This is a genomic window from Pseudomonas syringae pv. cilantro (assembly GCF_001293775.1).
Lineage (GTDB): Bacteria > Pseudomonadota > Gammaproteobacteria > Pseudomonadales > Pseudomonadaceae > Aquipseudomonas > Aquipseudomonas syringae_P.
The window spans coordinates 413,173-424,723 of the sequence record NZ_LGLN01000013.1 but is presented as its reverse complement, the minus strand read 5'-3'; the positions used below and the strand labels follow the sequence as shown (position 1 = coordinate 424,723).

Here is an 11,551-nt window from a genome sequence, read left to right as displayed (position 1 = left end):
CCAGTACAATCGCCGAAAATGCATGGTCTGAAACACAGTCTTCGCGAACAAGCGAAGCGTCGCCCGGTCCGCTCACGCCCTTCGGGCAGAAGCATCGTTCCGTGCGCCCGAAGATACTCATGTATAAGGATGCGCGCTTTAGCATGCGCAACGAAAGTTGGCTGGGCGGACGCCTGTCGTCCTCACGGCGTAAGGACGACAGGCCGTTGGATCAAGCCTGGTGGCTGATCTCACGCAGCGGCTTGCCGCGGGCTGGCTTGTCGCCTGCTACAAAGTAGTCGGCGGTGCTGCGTGGGAGGGGCTGACGGCCGCGGATCTTGTCGGCGATTTTCTCGGCGATCATGATTGTCGGTGCGTTCAGGTTGCCGGTGGTGATGATCGGCATGATCGAAGCATCCACCACGCGCAGGCTTTGCATGCCGTGCACGCGGCCCTGACCATCGACCACAGCCATCTCGTCGGTGCCCATTTTGCAGGAGCAGGACGGGTGATACGCCGTTTCGGCGTGTTCCCGCACAAACTGGTCCAACGCCTCATCGGACTGCACGTCAATACCGGGGCTGATTTCACGGCCGCGGTACGGGTCGAGCGCCGGCTGCTGCATGATCTCGCGGGTCAGGCGAATGCCGTCACGGAATTCCTGCCAGTCCTGCCGGGACGCCATGTAGTTGAACAGGATGCTTGGGTATTCACGCGGGTCCTTGGACTTGACGTGTACGCGGCCACGGCTTGGCGAACGCATCGAACCTACGTGTGCCTGGAAGCCGTGTTCCTGAACACCCTTGGTGCCGTTGTAGTTAATCGCCACCGGCAAGAAGTGGTACTGAATGTTCGGCCATTCGAACGCTTCGCTGGAGCGAATGAAACCACCCGCTTCAAACTGGTTGCTCGCGCCGATACCTGTGCCGAGGAACATCCACTCTGCGCCGATGGCAGGCTGGTTCCACCACTTCAGCGAAGGGTAAAGCGACACGGGCTGGGTGCAGGCATATTGCAGGTACATCTCCAGGTGATCCTGAAGGTTCTGACCCACGCCCGGCAGGTCGTGAACCACCGGGATGTCGAGCTTGTTCAGCAATTCGGCAGGACCGACACCGGAGCGTTGCAGGATCTGCGGCGAGGCAATCGCGCCGCCGCACAGCAGCACTTCCTTGCGGGCACGGGCTTCAATGCGCGTGTCGCTGTCGCCTACCAGATAGGCCACGCCGACAGCGCGTTTGCCTTCGAACAGGATGCGGTCGGTCAGTGCGTGAGTGACTATCGTCAGGGTCGAACGCTTTTTCGCTTCGTCCAGATAACCGCGAGCGGTGCTGGCGCGACGACCTTTCGGCGTCACGGTGCGGTCCATTGGACCGAAGCCTTCCTGCTGATAACCGTTGAGGTCGTCAGTGCGCGGGAAGCCGGCTTGCACGCCCGCTTCGACCATCGCGTGGAACAGCGGATTGTTGCCCGCCTTGGGCGTGGTCACGCTGACCGGACCGTCGCCACCGTGGTAATCGTTCGGGCCGATGTCGCGGGTTTCAGCCTTGCGGAAGTACGGCAGGCAGTCGAGGTAGCTCCAGTCTTCGAGGCCCGGTTCTTTGGCCCAGCCGTCGTAGTCCATCGCGTTGCCACGGATGTAGCACATGCCGTTGATCAGCGACGAGCCGCCCAGGCCCTTGCCGCGACCGCATTCCATGCGGCGGTTGTTCATGTGCGGCTCTGGCTCGGTTTCGTAGGCCCAGTTGTAGCGACGACCTTGCAGCGGGAACGCCAGCGCAGCGGGCATCTGGGTACGAAAATCCAGACGGTAGTCCGGGCCACCGGCTTCCAGCAGCAGAACAGTGACGCCTGCGTCTTCGGTTAGGCGGGCTGCCAGCGTGTTACCGGCAGAGCCGGCACCAATGATGATGTAGTCGAATTCGGATTGCGTCGTCATAGAGGCTCCCTCATAGAGCTGCAAGTCTCAAGCCTTGGCTGCAAGCAGAAGCAGCAAGGCGATACTTGTGAAAATGGGGTGCGGCAAGCCGCTGTTGATTGCGTCTGCTTGCGGTTTGCCACGTGCCACCTGGAACTGAACGGTGTTTAGAAAACCGAGGCGTAGTCGCCCAGTTCGATCTGTACCGACTTGATGCGCGTGTACTGGGCCAGCGAGCTGATGCCGTTTTCACGACCGACGCCCGACTGTTTGTAACCGCCGACCGGCATTTGTGCCGCCGACTCGCCCCAGGCGTTGATCCAGCAGATACCGGCTTCCAGCAGATGAATCACGCGGTGCGCGCGGTTCAGGTCGCGGGTCACGATGCCGGCAGCCAGGCCGAAGTCAGTGTCGTTGGCGCGGCGAACCACTTCGTCCTCGCTGTCGTAACCGAGGATGCTCATCACCGGGCCGAAGATTTCTTCGCGCACGATGGTCATCTCGTCGGTGCAGTCGGTGAACACGGTCGGGGCAACGAACGCGCCCTTGTCGAACACACCACCGGTCAGGCGATCGCCGCCACACAGCAGACGCGCGCCCTGCTCTTTGCCTTTGGCGATGTAGCCCAGCACACTTTCCATGTGCTCGAAGCTGACCAGCGGGCCAAAGTTGATGTTCTCGTCTTCCGGGTTGCCGGCACGAATACGCTTCACACGCTCAAGGATTTTCGCTTCGAACTCGGCTTTCAGCGCGTTCGGTACAAACACGCGCGTACCGTTGGTGCAGACCTGGCCGGAACTGTAGAAGTTGGCCATCATCGCAATGTCGGCGGCGCGATCCAGGTCGGCGTCGTCGAACACGATCAGCGGCGACTTGCCGCCCAGCTCCATGGTCACTTCCTTGAGCGACGAACTCGACGCACTGGCCATGACTTTCTTGCCGGTGTCGGTGCCGCCGGTGAAGGAGACTTTCTCGATGCGCGGGTGCTCGGTGATCCAGGTGCCGACTTCGCGGCCGCTGCCGGTCAGCACGTTGAACACGCCGTTCGGCACGCCGGCTTCGGTGTAGATTTCTGCCAGCTTCAAGGTCGTCAGCGAGGTGACTTCGCTTGGCTTGAAGATCATCGCGTTACCCGCCGCCAGTGCTGGCGCGGATTTCCACAGGGCGATCTGGATCGGGTAGTTCCACGCGCCGATGCCTGCGACCACACCCAGCGGCTCGCGGCGGGTGTAAACGAACGAAGAATCACGCAGCGGGATTTGTTCGCCTTCGATGGCGGGCACCAGGCCTGCGTAGTACTCCAGCACGTCAGCGCCGGTCACGATATCGACGTAACGGGTTTCGGAGATCGCCTTGCCGGTGTCCAGAGTCTCCAGCGCGGCCAGCTCATCGTTGCGTTCGCGCAGGATGTCGACGGCACGGCGCAGAATGCGCGAACGCTCGACTGCAGTCATGGCGGCCCAGATTTTCTGGCCTTTTTCAGCAGCGACTACCGCACGCTCGACGTCTTCCTTGCTCGCGCGCTGGATCTGCGCCAGGACTTCGCCGTTGGCAGGGTTGATCGAGTCGAAGGTTTCAGGGTTGCTGGCATCGACATAGCCGCCGTCGATGTAAAGTTTCTGCAATTCAAAACGGGCCATAAAATCCTCGCACATTCAGTTGGGGAGGCGATGACTGATTTCAGTGTGCCGGGTTCGTTCGGCAACAGGCCTGTGCAGTCATTCGGGAAGGGGGCTTCGAAAGCCTCAGCTCGCCGATTTCGCCAATTGGAAGTCCATGTATTCGTAAGCAATCCGTTGCGCTTGCTCGGTGTCGAATGCATCGCCTGACAGCGCGCCCCGCAGCCACAGCCCGTCTATCAGGGCTGCCAGCCCGCGGGCGGCGTTGCGTGCCTGTTCCAGAGGCAAAGTGCGACGGAACTGGCAGCACAGGTTCGAGTACAGACGATGATCGTTGATACGCTGCAATCGGTGCAGCGACGGGTGATGCATGCTGGTCGCCCAGAAGGCCAGCCAGGTTTTCATGGCCGGGCCGTTGACCTGGCTGGCGTCGAAGTTGCCTTCGATGATCACTTGCAGGTGCGCCCTGGGGCTGTCGTCGGTCAAGGCCTGTCGGCGTTCGCGGACGTTCTGGATCAGGGCGTTCATCAGGTGCCGCATCGTCGCGGCGATCAGGCCGTTCTTGTCCTGAAAATAGTGACTGATGATGCCGTTGGAGACGCCTGCCAAGCGTGCGATCAGCGCAATGCTGGCATCGCCCATACCCACCTGATCGACCGCCGTGAGCGTGGCCTGGATCAGTTGCTGGCGGCGGATGGGTTGCATACCGACCTTGGGCATTGGCGCGAATCTCCCGGTTGTCTGCAGTGATCGTGGTATCGAATTGACCGGGCTAGTCTAAAGATTTTTTATTGAACGATCAATCAATAAAAAACCAGCGGTGAGTTTCTAGCGGCAAGCGGCAAGCTGAAAAGCGCTGTGTCCAAGCCCTCCTTATCGCGCCTATGCTCCACGCTCACAGCTATGCACACATCTGCTTTTGATTCTGGCCGAAGGCCGTGGGAGCGGACCGGGCGTACCGTGGGAGCGGACCGGGCGACGCTCCCACGCCCTTCGGCCAGAAGCCAGCTTTTCTGAGACTCCAGGACCTGTTTATACGATGAATACCTGGCGCGGCGCTGAAGCAGCTCAATCCTGCAACACCACACTCACCAGTTCATCAATCGCTTCCTGCCTCTCGCCCTGATTCGGCTTCGGATGCGGGTTGAGCGTCGACCACTGCGGATGGGCGCGGGCGCGGGAAAGGGGGTCGGGGATTTTGCCTTTGCGCCAGGTCTTGTCCTGCGGCGTGGTCAGTTCAATGCTGTGCATGGCCGCGTGCCCTCTCACACCCAGCGCCAGCAGCAACTGCCGTTGACGCAGGGCGAGCAGGCGCAGCACCGCGTCGTCTACCGTCAGTTCTCTGCGCCCTTTGAACTTGCCCAGCAACCGGCCGCCGTAGCTGCGCGCCGTCGATAACGCACCGCCCGCAATCGCCCCGACCAGCGCCGCTGCACCGAGGGTCACGCCACCGACCATCAAGTCCACCCCTGCCCCGGCCGCCGCACCCGCTGCCACACCGCCGCCGACGCGCACGCCCATCAATTTGAGGGTTTCCGGATTGAACAGGTCGTCGCCCCAGCGCCCATCCATCAACGGCAGATCGCTGGCAGACACATCGTCTTTGCGAAAGGCATGCAGTTTGAGCAGCGCTTCGACACAGCGCTGCTCACGCTGGCGAACGGCCTTGCGCAGCGCTTCCACGGCCTGCTGCTCCTGATCGGCAGTGGTCTCGACGCTGCGCCGACAGGCCGCGCAATCGATCAGCATTTCCGCGATCAGGCGGGCAGCGCTGTGGCGTCTGGCTGCGCGCTGTTTTTCCTGATCATCGATCAGGCGCTCCAGCCGTGACCGGGCGCTTTCCAGCAGCAGCGCCAGGCTTTCATACAAGCGACGGCCGCCGTCTTCCGGGGGCGCCACGCTGTCAAAGCGCACCAGCGCGTGCAGGCCCAGACGCGAAAGGGCTTCGCGCCATTCCGGCTCGCGATGCTGCGCGGCACTGACAAAGTTCAGCACCGGCAGCAACGGCTTGCCGCAACTGGCCAGCACTGCCAGTTCGTCGCGGTACTTGGCCAGCACCGGCTCGCGCGCATCGATCACGTACAACCCCGCATCCGAGTCGAGCAGTTGGCGCAGCACCTTGGCTTCCTGCTCGAAACGTTGGCGCGCTTCGCTGCCCTCAAGAAAGCGCGCCAATCGCGCCGGGCCATCCAGCCGCTCACCGGGGCGATCCAGTCGCTCCAGATAATCGAGCAGCGCAATGGCGTCTTCCAGACCCGGCGTGTCATACAGCTCGACCAACGCCTGGCCGTCCACCGACAGGCGCGCACCTTCTACGTGGCGGGTGGTGCTGGGCCGATGGGAGACCTCACCGAAACTCACATCGCCGGTCAAGGTGCGCAGCAGCGAGGTCTTGCCGACGTTGGTGTGACCGACTACGGCCAGCTTGATCGCGCGGGTGCGGTCTGCTTCAGTCATGGCCTGTCTCCAGCCAGTTCAACGGCGCGCTTTCTGTGCGGGGCAATTGCAGTTGATCCAGCGCGACATGCCAGTCGTCCAGGCGCTCCGGGTCGAGCGCCTGCCCGACGGGTGCAGGCAGCAGCCAGATGCGCGTCGCACCGGCACAACGCGCCAGTTCGGCAATCAGCGCCAGACTGCCACGATCCGGTGAACGGCGCGGATCGCAGGCGATGACCATACGCGCAGGCGGATAGTGAGCCAGTTGCTCGAGCAGCTTCTGGCGCGACTCGCGGCTGTCGAGCACGCCGGCATTGGCCACACCAGACGGCAACTGCGGCGGCCAGACCTGCTGATCATCCAGCTCGATTGCCACCAGCAGCGCGCCGTTGCTTTCAACAGCGCTCACGCCGGATTGAACCTGATGGAGCGCAGCGGGCTCGGCATCGTTGACGCCCAATCGCTCGCTGCTGGGCATCAGTCGTTCACGAAGTTCAACGTACTCCGGCAGCTCAAGATCAAGACGCAACGCCGCCCGCCCGCGCTTCCAGCGCCACAGGCAGAACGCCGCCAGCAAAAGACGCGGCAGAATGCCGTATACCAGCAGCACGCCCACCAGCCAAGCCGCCCACGCCTGCCGCGCATTCTCGATACTCAGCGCGCCATTGCCGCTGGCGCGGATCATGGATTCGTCGGGCACACTGAAACCCAGCCAGGCCGGGAGCGTACCGAGGGTCTGGGTCAGGCTGACAAAGGTGTCGCTGTTCAGAATGGTGGTTTCCCAGACAAAACCGTAGCGCCGGGTTGCCATCAGCATCAGCAGCACCACCAGCGCACTGAGCAACGCCAGCAACCAAAGGCTGTGAACCACTAGCCCGAGCACCCAGCGATTCAGGCGTTTGCGTTGCAGCAGCAGAACCAGCGCAGGCGCGAGTTGCGCGGCCTGCGCATCACGGGCGAGCTTTTCGCTCAGCCACAGCCACAGACGCCCCAGCCCGGTATGGCTGCGCCCGGCGAAGATCAAACCGACTGCCCAACTGGCCAACAGCAGCACATTTACGCCCAGCAGGCTACCCAGCGCCCAGAACACGTTGACCGGCGTCTGCCCGTCACCCATCGCGGCAAAGGCCAGCCCTGCCCCGCTGATGACGGCCAACACGGCCAGTGCCATCAAGGCCAGGCGCGCGCCTTGCTGCCAGCGATGCAGCGCCGCGAGCATGCCGTCGCGCTCTGCCAGCCCGAGGGCGCGGTGCGTGATTCGAGCGGTCAGATCGCCTCCGGCGGCGCGGGCTCGGCGGTTGGCTTCCTGATCGTCCAGCGCGCCCGCCTGCTGTTCACGCAGGCGCACGGCTTCGGTCAGCCAGAGGGTATCGAGTGGGGTCAGTGCAGTCACACGGCGTCTCTTGATTAAATGCTGCGGTGAGCATAACCGCTGTCATCGGACTGAGCACGGCGCGTATCAGTTCATTCGCCCGCCCCGCGACCTCTGATATCCTCGCGCCATGAACACTCATCTCCCGCTCAGCCTGATTGCCGCCCTTGGTGAAAACCGAGTGATTGGCGTCGACAATTCCATGCCCTGGCATCTGCCGGGGGATTTCAAATATTTCAAGGCCACGACCCTCGGCAAGCCGATCATCATGGGTCGCAAGACCTGGGATTCGCTGGGCCGCCCGCTGCCCGGCCGCCTGAATCTGGTGGTCAGCCGCCAGACGGACCTGCAACTCGAAGGCGCAGAAGTCCTACCGTCGCTGGACGCCGCTGTAGTGCGCGCCGAGCAATGGGCGCAGGGACAGGGCGTCGATGAAGTGATGTTGATTGGTGGCGCGCAGCTCTATGCGCAGGGCCTTGCGCAGGCGGACCGCCTGTATTTGACTCGCGTGGCGCTGAGCCCTGAAGGCGACGCGTGGTTTCCGGAATTCGATACGGCGCAGTGGGCATTGGTGTCCACTGCCGAGAACCCGGCCGTTGATGACAAGCCTGCTTACAACTTTGAGGTCTGGGAACGCGTCGGAGCGTGTTTAGCATCGAAAAAGGCTACCGACCAAAAACCGTAACAAAAGTGTCGCTTTTGGTTTTGCTGTCGCAAATAAAGGGGCAAACGGCGTCTTTTGGCCTTTTTCGGGTCGCTGGCGTACTTTTGCCTTCACAATAATTTGTTACGGTCTGCCCCTTCGTTTTTTTGACAAGGGGAAATCGCCTATGAAATTCGCGCCAAAATTGCTGGCAGTTGCACTCTGTGCCGGGCTTGCCAGCCAGGCTTTTGCTGCCACCGAATTGAAGCATTGGCCCGAGCCTGCCGCCAAGGCGCTCGACGCGATGATTGCCGCGAATGCCAACAAGGGCAATTACGCGGTCTTCGACATGGACAACACCAGCTACCGCTTCGACCTTGAAGAATCGCTGCTGCCGTACATGGAAAACAAAGGCCTGATCACCCGCGAAACGCTAGACCCTTCGTTGAAACTGATCCCCTTCAAAGACACCGCCGAGCACAAGGAAAGCCTGTTCAGTTACTACTATCGTCTTTGCGAAATAGACGACATGGTCTGCTATCCGTGGGTCGCTCAAGTGTTTTCCGGCTTCACGCTTCAGGAGCTCAAAGGCTACGTCGATGAGCTGATGGCCCTGAAAAAACCGATCCCTGCGACTTATTACGACGGCGATACCGTCAAGCAGCTCAATATCGAGCCGCCACGCGTGTTCACCGGGCAGACCGAGCTGTACAACAAGCTGATGGAAAACGGCATCGAGGTCTACGTGATGACCGCTGCGTCCGAAGAGCTGGTACGCATGGTCGCTGCCGATCCGAAGTATGGCTATAACGTCAAACCACAGAACGTGATCGGCGTCACCACGCTGCTCAAGGACCGCAAGACCGGCGAACTGACCACCGCACGCAAGCAGATCACCGCAGGCAAATACGATCCGAAAAGCAACATGGGCCTGGAGCTGACGCCGTACCTGTGGACCCCGGCAACCTGGATGGCCGGCAAGCAGGCAGCGATTCTGACTTACATCGATCAGTGGAAAAAACCGGTGCTGGTGGGCGGCGACACCCCGACCAGCGACGGCTACATGCTGTTTCACAGCGTGGACGTGAGCAAGGGCGGCGTGCACTTGTGGGTCAACCGCAAGGACAAATACATGACCCAGCTCAACGGCATGATCAAGGCCAATGCAGAAGCGCAGGCCAAGGAGAAGTTGCCGGTCACGGCAGACAAGAACTGGGTGATCGTCAAACCGGACGAGATTCAGTAAGCGGCGGAATACGCTTGATCCAGCAAGATCGTGCCCAGATGAGTGGGCACGGTCAGCTCGTTCAATCGACCTTTTCGAACTTCAGGTCCCAGACACCGTGGCCGAGTTTTTCGCCCCGGCGTTCGAACTTGGTGATCGGCCGTTCCGCCGGGCGCGGCACGTATTGGTTGTCTTCGGCCTGATTGCGATAGCCAGGCGCTACGCTCATCACTTCGAGCATGTATTCCGCGTACGGCCCCCAGTCGGTGGCCATGTGGAACACACCGCCAACTTTCAGCTTGCTGCGCACCAAGGCGGCAAACTCGGGCTGCACGATACGGCGCTTGTGGTGACGGCTCTTGTGCCATGGGTCCGGGAAGAACAGCATCAGTCGATCAAGGCTGTTATCAGCGATGCAGCGGTTCAGGACTTCAATGGCGTCGCAATCGTAGACGCGCACGTTGGTCAGCCCCTGGGTCAGCACGCCATTGAGCAGCGCGCCCACGCCCGGGTAATGCACTTCGACGCCGATGAAATCCTGCTCCGGTGACGCTGCGGCCATTTCCAGCAGCGAGTGGCCCATGCCGAATCCGATCTCCAGCGTGCGCGGCGCAGAGCGGCCGAAAACCTGATCGAAATCCACAGGCGTGTCGGTAAGCGACAGGCCGAATAGCGGGCGGCCCTGATCCAGACCACGCTGTTGGCCTTCGGTCATGCGGCCGGCACGCATCACGAAGCTTTTGATGCGGCGGTGCGGGCGCTCTTCGCCTTCTTCGGTAGCAGGCGACTCTGGGTGCGGAACGTGCGAATCAGTCATCAACGGGCTCTTACTTGATCAGGCCATCCAGCGGCGAAGATGCGCTGGCATAGAGTTTTCGTGGCATGCGCCCGGCGAGGTACGCCAGACGACCGGCAATTACAGCGTGCTTCATGGCTTCGGCCATCATGACCGGCTGTTGCGCATGGGCGATGGCCGAGTTCATCAACACCGCCTCGCAGCCCAGCTCCATCGCGATGGTGGCGTCGGACGCGGTGCCAACACCGGCATCGACGAGCACCGGGACTTTGGTTTCTTCAAGGATGATCTGCAGGTTGTAGGGGTTACAGATCCCCAGACCGCTGCCGATCAGACCGGCCAGCGGCATGATCGCGATGCAGCCGATTTCAGCCAGCTGGCGGGCGATGATCGGGTCATCGCTGGTGTAGACCATGACGTCGAAACCGTCCTTGACCAGTATTTCGGCGGCCTTGAGGGTTTCGATCACGTTCGGAAACAGGGTTTTCTGATCGGCCAGCACTTCCAGCTTGACCAGATTGCGCCCGTCGAGCAGCTCGCGGGACAGGCGGCAGGTGCGCACAGCCTCCACCGCATCGAAGCAGCCAGCGGTGTTCGGCAGGATGGTGTAGCGGTCCGGCGGCAACACGTCGAGCAGATTCGGCTCGCCCGGGTTCTGGCCCAGGTTGGTGCGGCGCACGGCGACGGTAACAATTTCGGCACCGGAGGCTTCGATGGCCAGACGGGTCTGCTCCATGTCGATGTACTTGCCGGTGCCCACCAGCAGGCGCGACTCGAAAGTCCGACCAGCCAGAACGAAGGGCTTGTCGCTGCGAACATTGCTCATCGGTAATCCTCTTTGGAGTGCAGATTGGGGGCGACGCAGTGCAAGTGCCGACTAGCCACCGCCGATGGCATGAACCACTTCGACCTGATCGCCTTCGCGCAGGACCGTCGCGTCATGCTGGCTACGCGACACGATCTCCAGGTTCAGTTCCACCGCGACCCGGCGTCCGGCAAGGTCCAGGCGGGTCAATAACGCCGCGACGGTCTCGCCATCGGGCAGTTCAAAGGGTTCACCGTTCAACTGAATGTGCATGCGACGGCAGCCATCATTTTAGGGGCCAGCATTCTAGCCCGATCGGCCGGTATGACCAAGGCAAAGCCACGCCATTCGTCTCAAGCGTGGCCTGTCGTTCAGGGCGCGGAACCCAGTCGCCACGCCGCCAGCCCCAGCATCGACCAGCCAAACAGAAACGCCAGACCGCCGAACGGGGTGATGATGCCCAGCTTGCTGATGCCGGTCAGGGTCAATGCGTACAGGCTGCCGGAAAACAGCAGAATACCGATGGCGAATGAAAACCCGGCCAGATTGATCAGACGTCCCGGGACCTGCGTCGCCAATACCGCCACTCCGAGCAAGGCCAGCGCGTGGACCAGTTGGTAAAGCACACCGGTATGAAAAACCGCCAGATACTCAGCGCTCAGGCGTTCTTTCAAGCCATGCGCCGCGAAGGCACCCAAGGCCACGCCGGTGAAGCCGAAGAAAGCGGCCAGCATCAAAAAGCTACGAAGCATCAGGAA

At 61.6% G+C, this 11,551-nt stretch carries 11 protein-coding genes; 2 read left to right on the top strand and 9 right to left on the bottom strand.

Annotation, left to right across the window (positions count from 1 at the left end; genetic code table 11):
- Positions 1 to 211: 211 nt before the first annotated feature.
- From betA to ABJ99_RS03275, 5 genes are all read right to left on the bottom strand, one after another.
- On the bottom strand, positions 212 to 1,918 hold the full coding sequence (betA, locus tag ABJ99_RS03295) for a choline dehydrogenase (protein ID WP_054084592.1): 1,707 nt from the start codon (positions 1,916 to 1,918) through the stop codon (positions 212 to 214).
- 146 nt (positions 1,919 to 2,064) lie between these two features.
- Entirely contained in the window at positions 2,065 to 3,537 is a 1,473-nt protein-coding gene (gene betB / locus ABJ99_RS03290) for a betaine-aldehyde dehydrogenase (protein ID WP_054084591.1), read from the bottom strand.
- 105 nt (positions 3,538 to 3,642) lie between these two features.
- Positions 3,643 to 4,236, bottom strand: coding sequence for a transcriptional regulator BetI (gene betI / locus ABJ99_RS03285; RefSeq protein WP_054084590.1), 594 nt, complete (start codon positions 4,234 to 4,236; stop codon positions 3,643 to 3,645).
- Positions 4,237 to 4,584: 348 nt separating this feature from the next.
- A complete protein-coding gene (locus ABJ99_RS03280) occupies positions 4,585 to 5,973 on the bottom strand; it encodes a GTPase/DUF3482 domain-containing protein (protein WP_054084589.1) in 1,389 nt (462 codons plus the stop codon).
- On the bottom strand, positions 5,966 to 7,345 hold the full coding sequence (locus tag ABJ99_RS03275; protein ID WP_054084588.1) for a DUF2868 domain-containing protein: 1,380 nt from the start codon (positions 7,343 to 7,345) through the stop codon (positions 5,966 to 5,968). Before ABJ99_RS03275 ends, ABJ99_RS03280 begins: the two co-directional genes overlap by 8 nt.
- 109 nt (positions 7,346 to 7,454) lie before the next feature.
- Here ABJ99_RS03275 and ABJ99_RS03270 point away from each other — a divergent pair, with 109 nt between their 5' ends.
- On the top strand, positions 7,455 to 8,009 hold the full coding sequence (locus ABJ99_RS03270) for a dihydrofolate reductase (protein WP_054084587.1): 555 nt from the start codon (positions 7,455 to 7,457) through the stop codon (positions 8,007 to 8,009).
- 145 nt (positions 8,010 to 8,154) lie between these two features.
- Positions 8,155 to 9,213 (top strand): HAD family hydrolase, encoded by a 1,059-nt coding sequence (locus ABJ99_RS03265; RefSeq protein ID WP_054084586.1) that lies wholly within the window; start codon positions 8,155 to 8,157, stop codon positions 9,211 to 9,213.
- Between the two features lie 61 nt (positions 9,214 to 9,274).
- Here the strand turns inward: ABJ99_RS03265 and trmB are convergent, their stop codons facing one another.
- The 4 genes from trmB to ABJ99_RS03245 all read right to left on the bottom strand — a co-directional run bounded on the left by trmB (position 9,275) and on the right by ABJ99_RS03245 (position 11,545).
- On the bottom strand, positions 9,275 to 9,922 hold the full coding sequence (trmB, locus tag ABJ99_RS03260; RefSeq protein ID WP_217997719.1) for a tRNA (guanosine(46)-N7)-methyltransferase TrmB: 648 nt from the start codon (positions 9,920 to 9,922) through the stop codon (positions 9,275 to 9,277).
- Between the two features lie 97 nt (positions 9,923 to 10,019).
- The gene (locus tag ABJ99_RS03255) at positions 10,020 to 10,814 is read right to left on the bottom strand and encodes a thiazole synthase (protein WP_005896373.1); all 795 of its coding nucleotides are present in this window, start codon (positions 10,812 to 10,814) and stop codon (positions 10,020 to 10,022) included.
- 51 nt (positions 10,815 to 10,865) lie between these two features.
- Complete coding sequence (gene thiS, locus ABJ99_RS03250) at positions 10,866 to 11,066, bottom strand: sulfur carrier protein ThiS (protein ID WP_007248095.1); 201 nt, start codon at positions 11,064 to 11,066, stop codon at positions 10,866 to 10,868.
- A gap of 98 nt (positions 11,067 to 11,164) precedes the next feature.
- Entirely contained in the window at positions 11,165 to 11,545 is a 381-nt protein-coding gene (locus tag ABJ99_RS03245) for a DUF423 domain-containing protein (RefSeq protein WP_054084584.1), read from the bottom strand.
- Positions 11,546 to 11,551: the final 6 nt, after the last annotated feature.

Bases quoted from the DNA above. Each gene is read 5' to 3' on its own strand.
- betB (WP_054084591.1), bottom strand. From the start codon at position 3,537: ATGGCCCGTTTTGAATTGCAGAAACTTTACATCGACGGCGGCTATGTC.
- ABJ99_RS03280 (WP_054084589.1), bottom strand. From the start codon at position 5,973: ATGACTGAAGCAGACCGCACCCGCGCGATCAAGCTGGCCGTAGTCGGT.
- ABJ99_RS03265 (WP_054084586.1), top strand. From the start codon at position 8,155: ATGAAATTCGCGCCAAAATTGCTGGCAGTTGCACTCTGTGCCGGGCTT.
- betA (WP_054084592.1), bottom strand. From the start codon at position 1,918: ATGACGACGCAATCCGAATTCGACTACATCATCATTGGTGCCGGCTCT.
- thiS (WP_007248095.1), bottom strand. From the start codon at position 11,066: ATGCACATTCAGTTGAACGGTGAACCCTTTGAACTGCCCGATGGCGAG.
- ABJ99_RS03270 (WP_054084587.1), top strand. From the start codon at position 7,455: ATGAACACTCATCTCCCGCTCAGCCTGATTGCCGCCCTTGGTGAAAAC.
- betI (WP_054084590.1), bottom strand. From the start codon at position 4,236: ATGCCCAAGGTCGGTATGCAACCCATCCGCCGCCAGCAACTGATCCAG.
- ABJ99_RS03255 (WP_005896373.1), bottom strand. From the start codon at position 10,814: ATGAGCAATGTTCGCAGCGACAAGCCCTTCGTTCTGGCTGGTCGGACT.
- ABJ99_RS03245 (WP_054084584.1), bottom strand. From the start codon at position 11,545: ATGCTTCGTAGCTTTTTGATGCTGGCCGCTTTCTTCGGCTTCACCGGC.
- trmB (WP_217997719.1), bottom strand. From the start codon at position 9,922: ATGCGTGCCGGCCGCATGACCGAAGGCCAACAGCGTGGTCTGGATCAG.